This window comes from Plebeiibacterium sediminum, from assembly GCF_026013605.1.
Taxonomy (GTDB): Bacteria; Bacteroidota; Bacteroidia; order Bacteroidales; family Marinilabiliaceae; genus Saccharicrinis; species Saccharicrinis sediminus.
The window spans coordinates 1-21,945 of the sequence record NZ_JAPDPJ010000078.1; the positions used below are offsets into that span (position 1 = coordinate 1).

Here is a 21,945-nt window from a genome sequence, read left to right on the forward strand (position 1 = left end):
TCATCTTAGAATAGATGAGAAACGAGCTAAAGAATGACTTTTAGTCATTCAGGTCGCTCAAAACTATGGACTTTCAGTCCATAGTGGTTTATTTTTCTTTGATATTCTGACAGATCCAGTTTTATTCCAATGAATATGCGTATTTGTTTTTCAGATGTCATAAAATACTATTTAAACCGTGTAAATAAGGTACAAAAAACTAGTTACTTGTGATTGATATACTTACTTGAATGTATTTGTATTGATATTAAAAACCGACTGTATGATAAAATGTAATGATATATCTCTGTCTTTTGGTAAGAAAAAGATATTTGAACATGTTTCCTTTCATGTTGAAGAAGGCGAGTTTTTAACCATAAAGGGTGAATCCGGTACCGGAAAGTCATCTCTGTTAAAGATGATTCAAGGGTACGTTCCATTTCTTAATGGTGAAATTTCTGTTAAAGGAGAATTGCTCACAGAGAAATCAATATCAGGTATTCGAAATGATATTATCTGGATTCCACAGAATGTTAATTTACCTGTAAAAAACGGAGTTGAATTGGTGCAATTGATGGGATTAAATAATAACAATGGGCTAATAGAATCATTGTTGGATCAATTAGGTTTGGAATCAAAAATACTGCATAAGGATTTTCAGAAAGTAAGTGGAGGACAAAAGCAACGTATTATTATTGCTATATGCTTAAGCATTAATAAACCAATTGTATTAATGGATGAACCAACCTCTTCATTAGATGAAAACGCTATACAATTGTTGATTCATACGATGAAGTCGTTAAAAGGGAAAACTATTCTCACCGCATCACATAATATTACCTGGATAGAAAATTCAGATCGTATAATTGAACTTAATTAATGCTTGTTATGGGACAAATTATAAATATCGAAATAACAGATTTAGCAATAGGTTTTGCTATTATGATTATACCAGTTTCATTCTTTCTGTACTTCAAAATTAAATTGGTTAAAAGTGTATTAATAGGTTTACTACGAATGGTTATTCAATTATCATTGCTTGCCGTTTATTTAGAATGGATTTTTGATAAGAATAGTGCATTAATTAATTCAATATGGGTTGTTTTAATGATATTAGTTGGAGTATCAACTTCCATAAACAGGATAGGACTAAACTGGAAAATATTTGTGCTACCCATGATTTTAGCATCATTAACAACTGTGTTAATCATAGATTCGTTCTTTTTAGGATTAGTAATAAAACTGGATTATGTTTTTGATGCCCGATATTTTATTCCAATTACAGGAATGATGCTGGGAAATTCTTTAAATCATAATATTGTAGGTTTAACAAGTTATTATAGTGGTTTATCTGAAAAAAGCGATTTGTATTATTTTTTACTGACCAATTCAGGTGACGCATCATTAGCCAAAAGACCCTTTATTGCAGAGGCGGTTAAAAGAGGCTTAAATCCATTAATTGCAACCATGACGGTTATTGGATTAATTTCTTTACCAGGTATGATGACCGGACAGATACTTGGAGGTAGTGCTCCAAGTGTGGCCATAAAATATCAGGTTATGATTATGTTGGCCATATTTACCGGATGTACCTTAAATCTGTTTTTAACCATTTTATTTTCCAATAGGTATATTTTTGATGGTTATCAAAGATTTAAAGAGAATGTTTTTAAGTAAATGAGTGCGTAATTTAGTAGTTATATATTTTACAATTCCAGAAGTATCTATTTTGCTGTCTATTTTTTTGTAAATTCGCTGCAGCACTATGTTTAATAATTATTTATGAGCAATTTTAAAGAAGATTTGAAGAAAGTAAAGGCTTTTGCCTTTGATGTTGATGGAGTTTTATCTGCCCAAATAATACCAATTCATCCCAATGGAGAACCAATGCGTACTGCAAATATTAAAGATGGATTTGCATTGCAGTTCGCTGTAAAATTAGGCTTTCCTGTAGCAATTATTACAGGGGGTAAAACCGAAGCTGTAAAAAAACGCTATTTGGATTTGGGTGTACAGGATGTTTACATGGGGGCTTCAGATAAAATTGTTCAATTTAATGATTGGATTACTAAAAGAAATTTATCTCCAGAAAATGTACTTTATATGGGGGATGATTTACCCGATTTTCCTGTGATGAAAGTTGTTGGTGTTCCTGTTTGTCCTGCCGATGCCGTTGAAGAAATAAAGAGTTTGTGTAAGTATATTAGTCATAAAAACGGAGGTGAAGGATGTGCCCGTGATGTATTGGAACAGGTATTAAGAGTTCATAATATGTGGGGAACAGACCTTACATGGTAATCATCCGTTTTTAATTTATATAGGTTTAATCACATAAAATAGTCACAGATGTTGTCGCTCTTTCAACTGGTACGATTCAAGAATTTGTTTATAATTGCTCTATTGCAGAGTTTAATCCGGTATGGATTAATTATTCCTATTCTGAATCATTATGGTTACGAACCTGTTTTATCTCATTTTAGGTTTGGGTTGTTAGTTTTGGCATCCGTTTTTTTAGCTGCATCAGGTTATGTTATAAACGATTATTTTGATGTAAAGATTGATCGCTTAAACCGACCGGAAAGAGTTGTTGTTGGCAATGATTTTAAGCGTAGAGAAGTTATGTTTTTTCATGTGATTCTTACCTTTTTGGGTGTATTCATAGGCTTGTTTTTGTCGTATGTAGTACGAAAAGAAACATGGGCTTTTATGTTTCTGCTTATACCTGTTTTTCTCTGGTATTATTCCACTACATTTAAAAAGCAGGGCTTTATCGGAAATCTTGTGGTTTCAGGACTAACAGCTTTGGTGGCTATTATTGTCGTGTCGTTTGAATTTGGAGCGTTAGAACGTGTTCATGGACAGGAAATAATTAACAGCGAAGCTTGTACAATGGCCTGGTACTGGACTTTAGGTTTTGCTTTTTTTGCATTTATTACTACGCTGATTCGCGAAATCGTGAAGGATATGGAAGATATGCAAGGCGATAAAGCCGAAGGTTGCCAAACATTACCAATAGTAATTGGAGTACAATTCAGTAAAATATTTGTTCTTTTAATTACTGTTTTTACAGTTGCTTCAATTTGGGCCTTGTACTTTTACATAAATAAAATCAATAGCTATAAATATTCCGTGTATTACTTTTTGCTTTTAGTAACAATTCCCTTTATTGTATCATTAATTATGTTGTTTAAAGCAAAAACATCTAACCAATACCATAATCTAAGTACATTGTATAAAGTTATCATGTTAATGGGTATTTTATACATATTTGTTATTAGTCAATTATTTTAAATTATATTAAATGATTTCAGAGATCTTATCTGAATACGAAATTATACTTGCCTCCAAATCACCACGAAGAGCGCAGTTGTTGCGTGAACTTGGTGTTCAATTTACAATTGGTAATAAAGAGGGCGTAGAAGAAGTTTTTCCGGAAGGCTTATCAAATGTTGAAGTTGCCAAATATCTATCAGAGCTAAAGGCTTCGATATATGAAAATGATGTTGTTGATACCAATAAACTGGTCATTACTTCAGACACCATTGTTTGCTTAGGTAATGAGGTTTTAGGTAAACCGGGGGATAAGGCTCATGCAATTGAAATGCTTTCAAAACTATCAGGAAAGCAACATTCTGTGATTACCGGCGTTACTATTTTAGGTTCGAACAAGAAGACTACATTTTCAGTAGAAACAAAAGTTAATTTTAAGGATCTTACCATAGATGAAATAGAATATTATGTAGATCATTATAAGCCTTATGATAAGGCTGGTGCCTATGGTATTCAGGAATGGATTGGTATGATTGGAATAGAAAAAATTGAAGGTTCCTACTTTAATGTGGTGGGTTTACCCGTTAAAAAATTATATAGTGAATTATTAAAGTTCTAATACCCATCAATAAAACATTTATAAGATTTAAATTTTGAATCAGTCATGCTAATATTTCCCACACATGGATTGATTTCAATAAAATTTCCTTTAGGATGAAGAAAATGAAAACAAATTATTTAAAAAAAATTGCACTTCTCTTTCTTGTAGCGATTGTTAGTGTCGGTGTGCAGGCAAAAGAAGGAATGTGGATTCCAATATTATTAGAGAAATACAATATTGAAGAAATGCAGCAAATGGGCTTTAAGCTTACTGCAGAAGATGTGTATAGTGTTAACCAGGCTTGTATGAAAGATGCCGTGGTTATTTTTGGAGGCGGTTGTACCGGAGAACTGATTTCTGATCAGGGCCTTTTAATAACAAATTACCACTGTGGGTACAGAGCGATCCAATCGCATAGTTCTGTAGATCATGACTATTTAACAGATGGTTTTTGGGCTATGAATAATCAGGAAGAATTGCCTAATGAAGATCTTAAGGTTACTTTTCTGAAAAGTATGAAAGATGTAACTGCTGAAGTTTTTAGTGGTGTGTCAGAAGATATGACTGAGACCGAAAAATCAAAAATGATAGAGAATAATATTGATTCCATAAAAGCTGAAGCTGTTAAAGGAACACACTATAAAGCTGAATTAAAACCATTTTTTCATGGTAATCAGTATTTCTTATTTATTAATGAAATCTACACGGATGTTCGATTGGTGGGAGCTCCGCCAAGTGCCATTGGTAAATTTGGTGGTGATACTGATAACTGGATGTGGCCTCGTCATACCGGAGATTTTTCTCTGTTTAGAATCTATGCAGACAAAGATAATAAGCCGGCAGAATATTCTACTGAGAACGTACCTTACAAGCCATTGAAGCATTTTCCTGTTTCATTAAAAGGAGTTAAAGAGAATGATTTTACTATGGTTTTTGGATACCCTGGATCAACAGAACAATATGTTCCTTCGTATCATATTAAAATGATTACTGAAAAAGTAAATCCGGAATTAATCGATCTTAGAGGTAGGAAACTGGATATTATCAATGAATATAAATCTGATCCTGCTGTCAGAATTCAATATGCTGCTAAAGATGCAAGTATTTCAAATTCATGGAAGAGATGGATCGGTGAGATTCGTGGTCTTAAGAGATTAAATGCCATTGAAAAGAAGGAGTCTTATGAAGCTGAGTTTCAACAATGGGCAAATAGCCACGATAAGTATAAAAATATTCTGTCTGACTATAAAAAGCTTTATGAAGAGTTTGGTGAATATAAACTGCTTTATAATTATAATGTAGAGATCTTATACAGAAACGGAACTGAGATTGCCAAAGCTTCAACCTTGTTAAATTCACTGATCAAGGAGGTTAATAAAGATAATGTGAATGAATCTGCAGTTCAAAAATTAAAAGATCAAACAATAAAAGAATACGAGAAGTTTTTCAAAGATTATCATGCTCCTTTGGATAAAGAAATGACAGAAATGCTTCTTGTAATGTATAAAGATAGAATGCCAGCTGAGTTTTTACCGGATGTATATAATCTCATAGAAAGGAAATATAAGGGTGATGTAAGCAAATATGTGGATGCCGTATTTAAGAAATCAATTTTCTCAAACAAAGAAGAGGTGTTGGAGTTAGTGCAGCAGTTTAGTAAAAAACAAATGGGCATAGTTGAAAAAGATCCTGCATATCAACTTTACAAAAGTATTTACACTTTGTACCGAGATAAAATTTACAGTCAGTATTACGATTTGCAAAATAAATTAAAAGCTGTAAACAAGTTGTATATGTCTGCTCAAATGGAATTTCAAAAAGATCGGGTTTTCTATCCGGATGCCAATTTTACTTTACGAGTATCCTATGGAAAAGTAAAATCTTTTGAACCGAGAGATGGAGTGATCTATGAGAACTATACCACATTAGAAGGTATTATTGAAAAGGATAATCCTGATATTTACGATTATCGTGTGCCAGAAAAGTTGAAAGAGTTATACCAAAACAAAGACTATGGAAGGTATGCAGTAAACGGCACAGTTCCGGTTTGTTTTACAGCAACAAATCATACCACAGGAGGTAATTCCGGTAGTCCGGTTGTAAATGGAAACGGTGAGTTAATTGGAGTTAATTTTGATAGAGCCTGGGAAGGGGTGATGAGTGATATGGTATTTAGTCCGGAGCAATCAAGAAATATATCTTTGGATATCAGATATGTATTGTTTTTGATTGATAAGTTTGCTGGTGCAGGTTATTTATTAGATGAAATGGATATTGTAGAGTAACAATTTTATAAACGATATTAACGATAAGCGCAAAAGTCAGGAATTAAATAATCCTTGATTTTTGCGCTTTTGCTTTTTGTCTTAAATCCTATGCTTATAGAAATAAATTTTATAGGCATAGGATTTATTTCTATAAGCATAAAAAAAAATCCTATAAGCATGAAAATTTAGGTTCATGCCTATAGGATTGCATATTTTAAAATATATAGAATTTAGTTTATTCTATATTAGTCATGATTCTTTTGCTTAGTGTTTTGTATATCGAAGCCAATTCACTTTCGTCAGAAAGCATCTTTAGGTGATTGTCTATAATATTTTGATCTCCTCTGATTGCTGGTCCGGTTTGAGCCTCAAGTGGACTTAATACATCAATTTTAGAGGCAGTTTCTAAAATTAAAGGTTTAATCACATCAAAACTAATGTCGTGTTTTTTTAATATCTCATCAGCTATTGCATACATATGGTTGGTAAAATTACATGCAAATACTGCAGCCAGATGAATTTGTTTTCGTTGATCTGAATCACAAGTCATTACCGTTTGCGAAACTTTATGTCCAAATTCAAGAAGGTCATTTTCCGTTTGCTTATTGTTGGCTTCAACAAGAATTGGAATCGTATTAAAATCAACCTCCTTATCTTTACTAAAAGTTTGAAAAGGGTATATTATACCATAGTTATCAAATTTTAAAAGCATATCCAAATGATGACTACCTGCAGTATGGGTAACAATGCCTTTTACAACCGGCAGTTTTTCAATGGTTTCAGCTAAAAAAGCATCTTTTACTGCTATTATATATAGGTCTGCATCGAGCTGAATTTCATCTAAATTATCAGTATAATAAGCATTAAGTTTTTCTGCTAATATTTCCGCATTTTTAATAGTAAAACTATAAACCTGTCGGATGTTAAAACCTTTTTTTGCAAGAGAATACCCAAATTGAGTGGCTAAATTACCTGCTCCTATTAAAACAATATTACGTATCATTATATTCAAATAAATATTGGCTCAAATATACGATATCCCAAACTTAGATAGTTTATAAATAAGATTTCTTTGAAACATCTTTTATTGTAAATATACAGCGGTATATTAAATATTCAATTTGTTATATTTGCGCACCTGAACAAAAATTATGGACACACATTTTAAGGAAATTACTCTAAATGCAACGGGAGCGAAACAAATAATAGGGGAAGAAGAAATTCAGAGCCTTTGGAGTGGATATGGCAGTATTGTTAGGATTAGATTAGCTGGAGGCAATACAAATAGTGTGGTTGCAAAACATGTTCGACTACCAAATCAAAACAAACATCCCAGAGGATGGAATACAGATTTTTCGCATCAACGAAAAGTTAAATCATATGAGGTTGAAACTATTTGGTATGAAAAATATGCCGCCCAATGTAATGATTTGTGCAAAATACCTGCTTGTTTGGCTTTGGAGCACAAAGAAGATGAGGTGTTTATGGTTCTTCAGGATCTGGATGATATAGGATATGGTGGACGTTTATCCTCTGTTTCATGGACAGAAATAAAGTCGTGTCTTAAATGGCTGGCTAACTTTCATGCTACTTATATGGGAACAAATCCAGAAGGTTTATGGCAGATAGGAACATATTGGCATTTAGATACACGACCTGATGAATTAGCTGTACTTGATGATATAGCGTTAAAAAATGCTGCTGCCCTAATAGATGATAAACTAAATAAGGCTCAATATTTAACGCTTGTTCATGGCGATGCAAAATTAGCCAACTTTTGTTTTTCGGGTGATGGTAAAAAAGTTGCAGCGGTCGATTTTCAATATGTAGGAGGAGGTTGTGGAATGAAGGATGTGGCCTACTTTGTAGGAAGTTGTTTATACGAAGAGGATTGCGAGCGATTGGAGTCTGATATTCTTGATTTTTACTTTAAAGAATTAAAAGATGCCATTCAGATGCAGGACAGCAATATCGATGTTGAAGATTTAGAGACCGAGTGGCGTAATTTATATTACTATGCATGGACAGATTTTCATCGTTTCCTGAAAGGATGGAGTCCTGGTCATTGGAAAATAAATGACTATAGTGAAAAGGTGAGTAGACGCGTTTTAGAGGAGATAAAAAATAATCAATAGGTGAGAGGTTTAGAAAGATATTTTTTAACTTCAAACCCAATTTTGGAATGAAATGAACTTAGGCAAAGATACATTACGAATATTAAGTGAAAAAGCTCTTGAAGCTGCTCAGAAAGCTGCTGAGTATATAGCATCGTATAATCATAAAGACCTTGCTGTTGAATTAAAACAGATTGATGCTGATGGTGGACAGCCACAAGGGGGAGCAAGTGAAGCTTCTCAGGTGGTTACTGAGGTAGATTTAAAAAGTCAGGAAATTATTCTGGATTTATTACAATCAACTATTGAAGAATATGATTTTGGTGTGTTAACGGAAGAAAAAGCAGATGATAAGAGTCGCTTTGAAAAGGATTATTTTTGGTGTATCGATCCATTGGATGGTACTCTGCCTTTTTCTCAGGGATATCAGGGATATTCAGTTTCAATAGCCTTAGTTTCAAAAGAAGGAATTCCTGTAATTGGTGTTGTTTGCAACCCTGTAAATATGGATGTATATGTGGCCTATCAGGGTGGGGGCGTATCTAAAAATGGTGAGATTTGGTCTGATGATAAAAGGCCTGGAGATAATTATTTTACCTTCATCAATGACAGAAGTTTTACCAGGCATGAAAAATTTAAAGATATCACTTTATATGTAAATAATATGGCCATTGAATGTGGTTATTCTACATTTAAAATGCTAAAGCAAGGTGGGGCTGTAATGAATGCAATGTGGGTTTTGGAAAACAGACCGGCATGTTATTTTAAATTGCCTAAAGAAGCTGTTGGAGGTGGTAGTCTTTGGGATTTTGCTGCAACTGCTTGTATCTTCAAAGAAATGGGACTACCAGTATCTGATGCTTTTGGTAATCCTTTAAACTTCAACCAAAAGGAAACTACTTTTATGAATAAAACAGGAGTTCTGTTTTATGATGTAGATAACCTTAACTGTAAAGCGATGTTACAAAAATTTATTAAGTAGCCTTGATAGGAAACTTAATGTAAAAAATACTTCCTTTATCAATTGTGCTTTCCATACTAATTTTTCCTTTTAGTATGGAAACAATTTTATTTACAATAGCTAAACCTAGTCCGGCACCTGATTTTTTTATGGTTTTATTATCCAGGTGAATTTGTCTGAAGGGCTCAAATATAATTTCCTGATCTTCTTTAGATATGCCTATTCCTGTATCTTCCACATAAAATGTTGCATATCCGGATTCAATTATACATCCTAATTTAATGTATCCTTGATTCGTGTATTTTACAGCGTTAGTTAAAAGGTTGTTTAATATTTGCTGAAGTAATGCAAGGTCTGATTCTATAAAGACGGAATCATGCATTTCCTCTTTTTCAAGTATTAATTCAAGTTTTTCTTTTTGAGCGGTTATCAGAAATAAATCGTAAGACTCTTTTAATATATTTCCAATATTTATAGATTCCCATTTAGGTTTCATTACCCCGGCTTCAATCTTTGATAGATTAATGATGCTGTCTAAAATGGTTAATAATTGCTGACTACCACGTAAAACTAAATCGGTATACTGTTTATACTCTTCCGAATTTGGATCACAGTTCTCTAATAGTTGCGAAAATCCAACTATACTGTTCATCGGAGTTCTTATTTCATGGCTAATGTTGGCTAAAAACGATTGAGTTAATCGTTCGCTTTCAGATGCTTTTTTTAAGGCTATATTTAGTTTGTCATTGGTCTCTTTCAATTGATCTTTATCAATTTTAAGCTTTTTATTAGTTGTATTAATTTCAATAATATATTTGGCCAATTGTTTTTTCATATGCTCAAAGGCCCTTGCTAAAATGCCAATTTCATCTTTTCTTTCAAGCAGCGAGTGGTCTGGTGATGTTTCTAAATCTCCAATGGCAATAGCATCACTTAGCTTTTTGAGTCGTATTAATGGATTGGTGATTCCTTTGGATAAAAAGCTGACGATAAAAAGAGATATTAATAAAAACAAGATACTGAAAACAATGGTTTGGTTTTGTATTACACTTAATACAGGAAAGATATCTTTATCAGGAACCATTGTGATAAGTTTATATTTACCATGATAAATGGGTAAATAGGCCACTTCATATTTGATGTTTTTTATTTTTGATTCTGCTATGATATTGGTTTTGTTGTCCTTTAATATAGTGCTTACAATATCTCTGGGTAAGTGTCGGGAAATAGGGTAATTTACTTCACTTACATTTTCACTCATTATAATTTTCCCCAGACTATCAACGAGCCATATTTTTGAGTTTTCAGAAGTTTTGTGGATATTAAATTCTTCTGCCAGAATAGAAGGAGTAATCCCTACGCCAGCAACTCCAATGGGATTATTAATATCTCCCATTAAAACGTTTACAAATAGTATAGATCTGTTTAGTTCTCTATTGTAATCAAAGTTTAAGGTAGTTTTTATTTTACTTTTTATTGAAGATAAAAACCAACTATCATCAGGGTCGTTATCAGATATTACATCCAATAAGTCGTAATTTTCTCTCCAGTAATTACGTGTAATTTTATTTACTGCAAAAACCGTGTTGTAATTGTAGTTTTTTTGTAGGTAGTCAAGTCGTTTTAATGCCAGTTGTTTTAGTTTCTTGTCCTTTTCTCCGGATGAAAACCATTTGATAAGAGTGGGGTCTTCAGCTAATATTTCAGATGTTTCGATAGCCCTTTGTAATATCGACTCAAAGGAACTTTGTGAAGCTCTTAATACAGTATAATATCGTTTCTCTCTATAATCTTTATATAAAGAACTCCTTACTGTAGTAATATGCACAACACCTAAGATCACCACAATGAGTAATATAGATATTCCTAAAAATAGCTGAAGCTTAATCCTTATCTTTTTATATCTGATCATTTAGGTAATTTGATGATTAAAATTCCTAATTACTGTTACAAAAGCAATGTAGGATTTTGATCTAGAAAAATGAAGTATATCCCATAAATTATTGTTCCTTTGCAGCAAATAATTAAATATTATAAAAATAGTCAACATTTTAATTGAATTTTATTGATGAAGAAGATTCTTAGCTACCTTTTATCACCTATCTATTGGATTTATTTTGGCATTCTTTTATTGATCTTTCATGTCATTCAGGTTATATGTCATAAAACAGGAGGATATCAACTAAGAAAAAAATCAGTGGATATACTTAATTATTTGTTATTATATGGTTTAAGAATAGTTGGAGCTCGCATAAGTTTTAAAGGATTCGAAAACTTACCTGAGGGAAGACCTTTAATTATAGTATCTAATCATCAGAGTACTTTTGATATTCCTCCTATTGTATGGGGATTCAGAAAGCAACATCCTAAATTTGTTTCAAAAAAAGAATTAGGAAAAGGTATCCCGTCTATTTCATATAATTTACGAATGGGTGGTTCTGCTTTAATAGATCGAAAAAATGGCCGTCAGGCAATGGTAGAAATAGCTAAATTGGGTAAGCACATTGAAAAAGAAGGATACTGTGCAAGTATTTTTCCGGAAGGAACACGTTCTAAAAATGGTAAAATAAGAAGTTTTCAATATCCGGGAATTGCATCTCTGGCAAAAACAGCTCCTTCTGCATTGATAATACCACTGGCAATTGATGGTAATTATGAATTAACTAAAAACGGTTATTTTCCATTAACCTTTGGTACTAAATTAACTTATACTGCATTAGAAGCGATCGATCCTTCAGACAAAGATATTAAAGAATTAACATTGGATATTGAAAATAAAATTAAAGCAGAAGTAGGGGTAAAGCAATAATGCCTTATCCCATACGTCCTTTAAAATCTTCATATCCAAATGTGCGAAGTAATTTAAAACCATCCTTATTGCTCCAAATTCCAATTGAAGGGTGGTTTACTCCGTTGAACATTGTTGTTTTTACCATAGTGTAGTGAATCATATCTTCGAAAATGATTTTATCACCAATGTTTAGTTCATTTTCAAATGAATAATCACCTACAAAATCACCGGCAAGACAACTATTTCCTCCCATTCGATAGGTAGGTTTACCAGAAATAGGTTCTGATGAGGCACTCTGAATTCCAGGTTGATAAGGCATCTCCAGGCAATCAGGCATATGTGCAGCAAAGGAAACATCCAGTATAGCTGTTTTTATCCCTTTGTTTTGCACTACATCAACAACAGAACTTACCAATACTCCGGTTCCCCAGTTAAATGCGCTACCAGGCTCTAAAATCAAATGAATATTCCATTTTTCTTTAAATGCTTTTAAAGTAGCAATTAAGTGCTCAACATTATAATCTTTGTGAGTCATTAAATGCCCACCACCCATATTAAGCCATTTAATCTGTTTAAGATACTTGCCAAACTTATTTTCAACGGCTTTTAAGGTTTGTTCAAGATCATACGATTTAGATTCGCATAATGTATGAAAATGTAAACCTTCAATATGTTCTGGTAACACTTCAGGCATGTCGTCAATGGCAATACCTAATCGGGTACCAGGTGAACAAGGATTGTATAAATCAGTCTCAACACTTGAGTATTCTGGATTGATTCTTAATCCCATTGAAATATTATCCGGGTAGTTAAGTACTTTATCTTTAAATCTGTTAAACTGATTTAAGGAATTAAAAGTAATATGGGTGCTGTATTTTAATATGGTATCAAAGTCTTTATCAGTATAGCCCGGAGCATAAGTATGAGCCTTACTTCCCATTTCTTCAAAAGCCAATCGTGCTTCATTTACAGAACTGGCTGTGGCAGTCGGGATATATTCACGAATTACAGGGAATGCTCCCCACATAGCAAATGATTTAAATGCCAATATTATTTCAACACCAGCTCTATCGTTCACAGATTTTATAAGTTCAAGATTCTTTCTAAGCAGATCTTCATTTAGTACATAGCAGGGTGATGGAATTTGAGTGAAGTTTATTGACATTTTATATAAAAGTTAGCAATTACAAATAATAAATTGGGGCTTCATAAAACATGAAACCCCGTTGTTATTTTATAGTGAATTATAATTACAGTATTATAATTCTAAATCAACATCATGTTGTTCAATCCAAGGTAATCCTAATTGGTTTAATTTCTCCATAAATGGATCTGGATTAAATTCTTCAACATTATATACACCGGCTTTTTTCCATAAGCCTTGTAAATACATCATTGCTCCAATTGTAGCAGGAACACCTGTTGTATAACTTACACCCTGCGCCCCGGTTTCTTCGTAAGCAGCCTGGTGACTACAATTGTTGTAGATATAATAAGTTTTTTCTTTACCGTCTTTTAACCCTTTTATTCTACAACCAATGGAAGTTTCTCCGGTATAATTTTCTCCAAGATCACCCGGATTAGGAAGTACCGCTTTCAGGAATTGGATAGGAACAATCTCTTTACCTTCATACATGATAGGTTCAATTCCTGCCATACCAATATTTTGAATTACTCTTAAATGAGTAAGGTATTCTTGTCCAAAAGTCATCCAAAAACGAGCTCTTTTTAAAGTTGGATAATTCTTTACCAAAGATTCTAATTCTTCATGATAAATAACATAAGATTCACGATCTCCGATGTTTGGATAATTTAATGGTTTATGAATTTCATGAGGTTCAGTTTCAACCCATTCTCCATTTTCCCAAAATTTTCCTTTTTGAGTCACTTCTCTGATGTTAATTTCAGGGTTAAAGTTTGTAGCAAAAGCTTTACCATGATCACCACCATTACAGTCAACAATATCAAGGTATTGAATTTCATCAAAGTGATGTTTTGCTGCATGAGCAGTAAAAATACTGGTAACTCCAGGATCAAAACCACAACCTAAGATTGCAGTAATACCTGCATCCTTAAATTTGTCGTGATAAGCCCATTGCCATTTATATTCATATTTAGCTTCATCCAACGGTTCATAGTTCGCTGTGTCCAGATAAGCAACGCCAGTTTCTAAACAAGCATCCATGATATGTAAATCCTGATATGGTAATGCTACATTTACCACGATGTCAGGACCAAAAGATTTGATCAATTCAACCAATTCAGGAACATTATCTGCGTTTACCTGAGCAGTTTTAACTCTGTTATTACCAATTTTATCTGCTATAACATCACATTTACTTTTTGTGCGACTAGCAAGCATAATTTCAGTAAATACTTCAGGTAATCCAGCCATTTTTGTGGCTACTACGGTACCAACACCACCAGCACCGATAATCAAGACTTTTCCCATCTTTTTTGTTTCAAATATTTATTTTTGAATAATCGTTTAACATAGCAAAGAAAGATTTTTTTTTCAATAATGTAAACAGTAGAGTAATTTTTTTCAAAAAAATATTAATTGTTCTGGTTATCCTGAAGTAAATAGAATTGAGTATTGTTTAATGTGCATATATACAATATGTTATAATCTTTTTAACCTTTGTTAATATAACCTTTTAATTATTATTGCGTAACATTGCACAACCATAAAAAAGCTGTCAGCTGTTGTTATGATAGTGGGGTAATTTATAAGTTGATATGAAGCTAACTTTTATTGCATTTTTATTTATAACAATTTTTGTAGTTGTTGTTGATTTATTAGGTTTTTGGGTTTGGAACAGAGAGCTTGAAGAACCGAAATCAAAGAAAGCCAAGAGGTTTGGATTATTACTTTTTGCTATTGTTCCTTTATTCGAGATTATTTCCTATTTTTTCTTAACACAATATATAAGGGAAGCATCTTCACCTGTATTTTATTTGTGGTTTATGGCTGCAAATGCATTGTGTTTATTGATTTATCTTCCAAAAACCTTCTTTTTACTTTATTATTTGTTGTTTATGTTGTTATCAACAATTACTCAGGTATGGAAGAATAAAAAATATTCTAAAGAGCAAACAACCATTAAGTATCCTAAAATATCTCGTAAAAAGTTTTTAAGTCAGGTAGGAATTATTTTAGCTACAGCTCCTTTTGTGTCACTAATTTTTGGTATGCATAAAGGAAGATTTAATTTTTTTACACGACACCAGAATTTGAGCTTTCCTAACTTACCTTCAATATTCGATGGTTTTAAAATTGTTCATATTTCAGATATTCACTTAGGATCATTTGCAAGTAATTTTGATAAGCTGGAAGATATCGTAGATATTATTAATCAGGAAAAAGCAGATGTTATATTCTTTACCGGTGATTTGGTAAATAATTTTAAGGAAGAAACCTACGGATGGGATAAAGTTTTTACCCGATTAAAGGCTAAATATGGTAAGTTCTCCATATTAGGAAATCACGATTATGGTGATTATACAGATTGGGAATCGCCTGAAGCTAAGGAGCAAAATTTTAATGGTATTGTAAATGCTCATAAAGACTTTGGCTTTAAATTATTAAGGGATCAATCCATATCGATTGAGATTGGTGGTGAAGAAATTGCCATTACAGGAGTTGAAAATTGGGGACATGATCCATTTCCAAGATATGGAGATCTTCAAAAAGCAATGAAAGGAACAGAGGAATTTCCATTCAAAATATTATTGTCTCATGATCCTGACCATTGGGATGCTGAAGTTGTTGATCAGACTAGTTTTGATTTAACCCTGGCTGGTCACACCCATGGCATGCAGTTTGGAATTGATTGGAAAGGCTTTAAATGGAGTCCTGCAAAATATAAGTTTAAAAAGTGGGATGGTCTTTATCAACATAACAATCAGTTTATGTATGTTAACAGGGGATTGGGCTTTTTAGGTATGCCGGCACGTATAGGTATGCCACCTGAAATTACGGTACTTCAGTTAAGTAAAGGGCCGATAGGAACTGAACCTATGTAGATAAATTTGATTAAAGATATTTAGAAGTCATTAGGAAGTATTCTAATGACTTCTTTTTTTTATGAAAAATACGTCTGTTAGGCTACGAAGCAATGTTTTGCATACCATGAAACCGGATGCTCCATTCCTTTAATAAGTTCTTCAATGATTAATTCATCATCACATCGATTTTCTCCACAAGAAATATCATCTAAAGCTTTTGAAATTAGTAACCATTCATCAATAATTCTTGGAGTAAGTCTTCCTTCAAACTTTTTAAGTACGGCAAGACATTTGGTACCAATGAAATGAATATATGGTTGCTCTCTTTTTAGAGATTCATGTGTAGTATAAATAAAATCACCAACTTGAATAAATTCAGTGTCATCTAAACTGATATTCAAAGATAAATCTACTTTTGACATACGAAAATCCTCCCAAATTTAGATTAACAATTTTCTCTATATAATATAGTGAAATTAATAGCCAATGGAAAGTTTATTAATGCGTTGATATTCAATTTAGAATGTGTAAAAATTGGACTGTAAATGAATGGTCATTTTACAGCGCCAAGTTGTGATTAATCTGTTTATAAATAATCCATTCAGGATAATTCGTAGATTCTACCGGAATAGGGTTTTACTTTTACTCCAAGACCATTGGAAATAGCCACATCCTTAGGAAAACTAATTTTGTTTTTTCCTCCTAAAATATCAATTCCTTTAAAAAATCTAGCACTTTCTACTCCCATAGTAAAGAAGGCATGTGGTGGTATTTTAATTCTGCATTTTACTTTCTCATTACTAAAATTAACCACAACAAGCAGAATTTTATCATTGTAGTATCTTAGGAACGCGTATAGGCAATTAGAATCAAAATTGTCATTATCCTCATTCGCCCACATCAAATCGTAAAACTTGCCATTTTTTAAGGTGTCGTTAGTGAGGGCAATGTTTAAAAATGTTTTATACCAGCTTCTTAAATCATTAGCAGACTGAGGTAAGCCTGCACCGTCAAATGATTTTTCATTCACCCAATCCTGATAAAGGTTTACGCCCCAATAATCAAATATTGTTGTTCTGCCATCTTTACCACTAAAACCTTCTTCATCCATTCCTTCCTCACCTAATTCTTGTCCAAAATAAATCATCAACGGATTCGAATACATAGTTCCGGAAATAATCATTGCCGGAATGCTCTTTTGTGCCTCCCCGGCAAAAAACGGTGATGCAATACGTTGTTCATCGTGATTTTCTAAAAAGAATAACATGTGTTGGTGAATGCCATTTAACACATCCCAGGCTTTTGTAATAGCAGAAGGTTGCTGATGACCTTGCATGATTAACTTCAGCGTATCATACATGCCTACCTTATCGTAAAGAAAATCAAAACCACCATAGGTTATATATTGTCTGTATAAATCAGGGTTGTATACTTCAGCAATAAAAATAATTTTAGGGTATCTCTTTTTTACCTCCGGAATTGCCCAGTGCCAAAACTCTACAGGAACCATTTCAGCCATATCACATCTGAAACCATCAATGTTCTTATCTGCCCAATAAAGAAGAACCTGCAACATTTTGTTCCATGTATCTGGTATGGGATCAAAATGTTTTGAACCATCAAAAATGTTTATTCCGTAATTTAATTTAACTGTTTCATACCAATCGTTAATACCTGGTTTTGCTGAAATACAGTCGTTCCCGGTCACTTTAGCTGGATTTTCTATTAAATGATTTTTATTCTTTGCTGTTACAGGACCATCAAAGGTTTCTCCGGGCAGATAATAAAAATTGTTATTGATATGAAAATTAACTGATGTATCATCATCCTTACCAAAATCGATAATCTGATCAGGTTTACTGTCGGAAATGTAATGACGAGCCAGGTGATTGGGTATAAAATCAATGATTACTTTTAGATTGGCATCGTGAGTTCTTTTTACAAGAGATCCAAATTCGCCCATTCTATGGTTTACATCTTCTGCTAAATCCGGGCAAACATCATAATAATCTTTTATTGCATAGGGAGAACCAGCTTTGCCTTTAATCACTTCGTGAAAATCACTTTCAATATGATATTGAGAGTAATCAGTAGTTGTTGCATGTTCAATAATTCCTGTATACCAAATATGAGAGATTCCCAATTCTTTAATCTCCTGTAATGCTTTTGTTGTAAAATCATTCATCTTTCCACAGCCATTTTCTTCAATGGTTCCGTTCTGGACATTATTACGATTCGTATTTCCAAAAAGACGTGTAAGTACCTGATATATGATAATTTTTTGCATAATGATGTTAGCCTGTTTTCACAAAGAAGATGATGATTAGAGCTGCGGATACTACTGATATTTCAGCATATATTCAACCTTAGCTTAAAAAGATGATCTTCCGTATGTGAGGTTAAGTAAATAATATTTACCTGGTTTATTCTAGTTTAAAAATACAATTTTTGATTTAAGTTTTAGTCACTTCCATGTAAGATGATGGCACTTTAATTATTTAAACTATTTTTATTGCTCGTTAAAACATTCTTATCAATGCAGTTAAAATTAATTTTAGCAATCATCTTTATATCGATTTCAATATCTGTAAAATCGCAATATTATACTTCAGGAGAAGATCCTCATTCGTTAAAATGGAATCAAATTGAAACTCCAAATTTTAAACTGGTGTTTCCTGAAGCTTATTCAGAAAAAGCCCAATACATCGTTAAGTTGCTGGAAGAAGTTTATCAGCAAGGAGGCAGATCTTTAAATCATTCGCCTAAAAAGATTCGTGTTTTAATTCATCCCGAAACATCATATTCAAATGGTTTTGTTACCTGGGCTCCCAAACGCATTGAATTGTTTCCAACACCCAATCAAAGTATTTATTCACAAGAATGGCTTCAGCAATTAACAGTGCATGAATTCAGACATGTGGTTCAGATTGATAAGCTCAATAAAGGCTTCACCAAACTTTTAAGTTACGTATTAGGTGAGCAGGCTGTTGGTGGAATTCTGGGACTGTATTTACCCATGTGGTTTTTAGAGGGAGATGCTGTTGTTGCAGAAACATCCTTAACCCAAACGGGAAGAGGGCGATCTCCATGGTTTGAGCAAAGATTAAGAGCTCAGGTTATGGAACAAAAAACTTATTCCTACGATAAGGCATATTTTGGATCGTACAGAGACTTTACTCCAAATTATTATGAGTTGGGTTACCAGTTAGTAGCTAAAGGAAGAGAAATGTATGGTTTAGAGTTATGGAATCAGAGATTCTATGATTTGGTTAGTAATACGTTGATACTACATCCTTTTTTGTCGAAAGAAAAAAGAAAGTCGTATGTGAATAAAACAAAATTATATCATGATGTTTTATCTGAGTTGCATAAGGATTGGTTAAAACAAGATAGTTCTATTCATAAAACACCTTATGTTGAAATTACGCAAAGAGATCGGGACTATGTAAACTTTAAATATCCTGTATTAAGAAGTGATGGAAAAATTATTGCAGAGTTATCAGGCCCGGGAGAAATTACACAGTTTGTGTTAATAGATTCAGTTGGTAATTATAAAAGATTATATACTCCTGGTAATATAAATGATGAGCCATTTTCGTACAATAACAATACCCTATGCTGGGCTGAATATATTTCAGATAAAAGATGGGAAAACAGAGGCTGGTCAGTTATAAAATGTTTAGATCTTAATACATCAGAAGTAAGCGTAGTAAAAAACAAAACGCGTTATTTTTCTCCATATATTTCTGAGGATGGAAGTAAAATTGTTGCAGTAAAAGCGAGTAAAGATAATAAGTATGCATTGGTAGTTATTGATCGCATTTCGGGAGAAGAATTGGATGAATTCAATTATGATGCTACATCCTATTATTTTACACCATCATGGAGCCCCAATGAAGATAAGATTGTTTGTATTTGTTTAACGGATAAAGGAAAAAAGATCATTGTCTATAATTTTACAAAAGGGCATTGGTCTGATGTAACAGAATCAACTTATGATGATATTTCTCTGCCTAAGTGGAAAGATGATCATACAATACTTTTTTCGGCTGGTTATAGCGGTATTGAAGATATTTATTCAGTAAATGTGGAGTCAAAACAGGTTCAGCAAATTACACAGAGTCAGTATGGAGCAACAGGGGCAATATTTGATCCAATATCATACAGTTATATTTATAGCAGGTATAGTTCTAATGGCTTTCAAATTGTAAAATCTTCACTTTCAGATGAAGCAGTAATACCATTAAAACAAGTGAAGAATCATTCAAATCAATTGTATCAAATAATTGCCGATCAGGAACCTGGTAAACTTGATTTCTCTAAAGTAGATACACTAGCTAAATATCCGGTAACCAGATATTCTAAATTGAAGAATTTATTTAATGTTCACAGCTGGGCTCCGGTGAATCTGAATGTTGATGATCAAATGCTTGGTCCTGGAGTTTCTGCATTTTCTCAGAATCTATTGGGTACTGCTATAACCTTAATTGGATATAATGCAGACTCTCAAAATAGTCTGGAAAAGTTTCATTTTAATTTTCAGTATAGAGGATTTTACCCTGTGATAGAACTGGATTTAAAACAAGGAAACGAAAGAGTGAGTGATGGTATTTATTCATTTGATTCCGACACAGCCTATGTATCCCAAAACCCAAAGCAAAATCAAACGGAAGTTGAGGTTGGAATTAATATACCTTTGAATTTTACCAGGAATAAGTTTTACAGGTACCTGCAACCATCAGTAAATTATAATTTAATACATCGTTCAGGATATAAAGCCTTAGGAATTCCACTAACCAGATCAGGTAATGAAGTTGTTCAAAATGGAGAACCAAGGTATTATTATCGTGATGATTTTAATTATTCAACGCTGGAATATTCTCTGTATTTACACAACTTATTAAAAAGCTCATCAAGAGATGTGACATACAGATGGGGGCAGGTTTTTGAAATAAATTACCAGAGCACGCCATTGGGCGGAATAGATGTTGGAGAAATATTAGGTGCGCGTGCCCGTTTTTATTTTCCGGGTTTACTCAAACATCATTCAGTTAGAATTGATAATGAGTTTCAGTACAAATGGAAAGGTGAGGAGTATCAGAATAATAATGATGACACATATAGGCACTTTTATCGTTTTGGTAATTATTTTAATTATGCTCGAGGCTATATCAATTATACTAATGACGAGCTTTATTCCTTAAAAACCAATTACATATTTCCCTTATGGAATCCAGATTTATCATTGCCCGGTGTTTTGTATTTAAAAAGAATTACGAGTACATTCTTCTTTGATTATTCAAGAAGTACACTGAATTATTATTATAAGGATAGCAATCAAAAAACTAAAGTTATTAATGATTTTAAGTCTGTTGGGGCAGAGTTTTTATGTGAAGTGCATGCTTTTAGGTTTTTATTTCCTATAAATGTTGGCTATCGGTACTCAAGGCTACTTGATTTTAATAGTAATTATCATGAGATGCTGTTGGGAATTAATATTTCAGGTTTTTCGATTGGTAAATAGTTGTCTGTTATATTGAAACTAACAGTTAATATAAATTTTTTAAGACTATAAGTAATTCAGGCATAGGACTAAATAAACGAAGGTTTTTTACATCGCGCCTGGTTTTATATATACTGATGAAAGTGTTTCCTGTTTTTCCATTGTTTCTTTTTTATGTGTTATCATGACTTTTCGTTTTGTAAGCCCTGCTATCACTGATAAGGTAATATCAGAGCCCGGGTTAAACATGTATATCGGCCGACTTTAGAGCAAAGAGCAAAGGGCTTAGTGCAAATAGCGCTCTGATCTCAGCTTGTAGTACTAAAGTATATTGAAATATTCATTGAAAAAATAACAACCTCAGTTCGATTCTTAAATCGCAGTATATCAATGAAATAATCGAAAATAAAATCATGTAATATTTTGAAATAAAAATGGATTTTGCTAATTT

General features: G+C 32.8%; 17 protein-coding genes. 11 read left to right on the forward strand and 6 right to left on the reverse strand.

The genetic code is table 11. From position 1 onward, the window contains the following. Positions 1–262 precede the first annotated feature (262 nt). The 6 genes from OM075_RS21290 to OM075_RS21315 all read left to right on the forward strand — a co-directional run bounded on the left by OM075_RS21290 (position 263) and on the right by OM075_RS21315 (position 6,135). Positions 263–859 (forward strand): ABC transporter ATP-binding protein, encoded by a 597-nt coding sequence (locus OM075_RS21290; RefSeq protein ID WP_301192575.1) that lies wholly within the window; start codon positions 263–265, stop codon positions 857–859. An 8-nt stretch (positions 860–867) separates the two neighbouring features. Further along, complete coding sequence (locus OM075_RS21295) at positions 868–1,656, forward strand: ABC transporter permease (protein WP_301192576.1); 789 nt, start codon at positions 868–870, stop codon at positions 1,654–1,656. 105 nt (positions 1,657–1,761) lie between these two features. Beyond that, the gene (locus OM075_RS21300; RefSeq protein WP_301192577.1) at positions 1,762–2,277 is read left to right on the forward strand and encodes a KdsC family phosphatase; all 516 of its coding nucleotides are present in this window, start codon (positions 1,762–1,764) and stop codon (positions 2,275–2,277) included. A gap of 48 nt (positions 2,278–2,325) precedes the next feature. Then, positions 2,326–3,270, forward strand: a complete 945-nt coding sequence (locus tag OM075_RS21305; protein WP_301192578.1) for a geranylgeranylglycerol-phosphate geranylgeranyltransferase — start codon at positions 2,326–2,328, stop codon at positions 3,268–3,270. A 10-nt stretch (positions 3,271–3,280) separates the two neighbouring features. Continuing rightward, positions 3,281–3,868, forward strand: a complete 588-nt coding sequence (locus OM075_RS21310; protein ID WP_301192579.1) for a Maf family nucleotide pyrophosphatase — start codon at positions 3,281–3,283, stop codon at positions 3,866–3,868. A gap of 95 nt (positions 3,869–3,963) precedes the next feature. After that, positions 3,964–6,135 (forward strand): S46 family peptidase, encoded by a 2,172-nt coding sequence (locus OM075_RS21315; protein ID WP_301192580.1) that lies wholly within the window; start codon positions 3,964–3,966, stop codon positions 6,133–6,135. A 217-nt stretch (positions 6,136–6,352) separates the two neighbouring features. Here the strand turns inward: OM075_RS21315 and OM075_RS21320 are convergent, their stop codons facing one another. After that, complete coding sequence (locus OM075_RS21320) at positions 6,353–7,120, reverse strand: Rossmann-like and DUF2520 domain-containing protein (RefSeq protein ID WP_301192581.1); 768 nt, start codon at positions 7,118–7,120, stop codon at positions 6,353–6,355. 148 nt (positions 7,121–7,268) lie between these two features. Here OM075_RS21320 and OM075_RS21325 point away from each other — a divergent pair, with 148 nt between their 5' ends. Continuing rightward, entirely contained in the window at positions 7,269–8,252 is a 984-nt protein-coding gene (locus OM075_RS21325) for a phosphotransferase (protein ID WP_301192582.1), read from the forward strand. 52 nt (positions 8,253–8,304) lie between these two features. Further along, the gene (locus OM075_RS21330) at positions 8,305–9,213 is read left to right on the forward strand and encodes a 3'(2'),5'-bisphosphate nucleotidase CysQ family protein (RefSeq protein WP_301192583.1); all 909 of its coding nucleotides are present in this window, start codon (positions 8,305–8,307) and stop codon (positions 9,211–9,213) included. On the opposite strand, the gene OM075_RS21335 is transcribed toward OM075_RS21330, so the two are convergent. Continuing rightward, complete coding sequence (locus tag OM075_RS21335; RefSeq protein WP_301192584.1) at positions 9,206–11,104, reverse strand: sensor histidine kinase; 1,899 nt, start codon at positions 11,102–11,104, stop codon at positions 9,206–9,208. The genes OM075_RS21330 and OM075_RS21335 overlap by 8 nt on opposite strands. Positions 11,105–11,260: 156 nt before the next feature. On the opposite strand from OM075_RS21335, the gene OM075_RS21340 reads away from it, so the two are divergent. Next, positions 11,261–12,001 (forward strand): lysophospholipid acyltransferase family protein, encoded by a 741-nt coding sequence (locus OM075_RS21340; protein WP_301192585.1) that lies wholly within the window; start codon positions 11,261–11,263, stop codon positions 11,999–12,001. A 4-nt stretch (positions 12,002–12,005) separates the two neighbouring features. Here OM075_RS21340 and nspC read toward each other — a convergent pair whose 3' ends face one another. Together nspC and OM075_RS21350 are read right to left on the reverse strand one after the other, a co-directional pair. Beyond that, entirely contained in the window at positions 12,006–13,148 is a 1,143-nt protein-coding gene (nspC, locus tag OM075_RS21345) for a carboxynorspermidine decarboxylase (protein ID WP_301192586.1), read from the reverse strand. A 93-nt stretch (positions 13,149–13,241) separates the two neighbouring features. Continuing rightward, entirely contained in the window at positions 13,242–14,435 is a 1,194-nt protein-coding gene (locus OM075_RS21350; protein ID WP_301192587.1) for a saccharopine dehydrogenase family protein, read from the reverse strand. Positions 14,436–14,722: 287 nt separating this feature from the next. Between OM075_RS21350 and OM075_RS21355 the strand changes: the two genes are divergently transcribed. Then, positions 14,723–16,009: a metallophosphoesterase gene (locus OM075_RS21355; protein WP_301192588.1), complete on the forward strand. Its 1,287-nt coding sequence runs from the start codon at positions 14,723–14,725 to the stop codon at positions 16,007–16,009. A gap of 77 nt (positions 16,010–16,086) precedes the next feature. Here the strand turns inward: OM075_RS21355 and OM075_RS21360 are convergent, their stop codons facing one another. Both OM075_RS21360 and OM075_RS21365 read right to left on the reverse strand, forming a co-directional pair. Then, positions 16,087–16,413 (reverse strand): hypothetical protein, encoded by a 327-nt coding sequence (locus OM075_RS21360; protein ID WP_301192589.1) that lies wholly within the window; start codon positions 16,411–16,413, stop codon positions 16,087–16,089. Positions 16,414–16,592: 179 nt separating this feature from the next. Then, positions 16,593–18,278, reverse strand: coding sequence for an alpha-amylase family glycosyl hydrolase (locus tag OM075_RS21365; protein WP_301192590.1), 1,686 nt, complete (start codon positions 18,276–18,278; stop codon positions 16,593–16,595). Positions 18,279–18,527: 249 nt separating this feature from the next. Between OM075_RS21365 and OM075_RS21370 the strand changes: the two genes are divergently transcribed. After that, entirely contained in the window at positions 18,528–21,515 is a 2,988-nt protein-coding gene (locus OM075_RS21370) for a TolB family protein (protein WP_301192591.1), read from the forward strand. Positions 21,516–21,945: the final 430 nt, after the last annotated feature.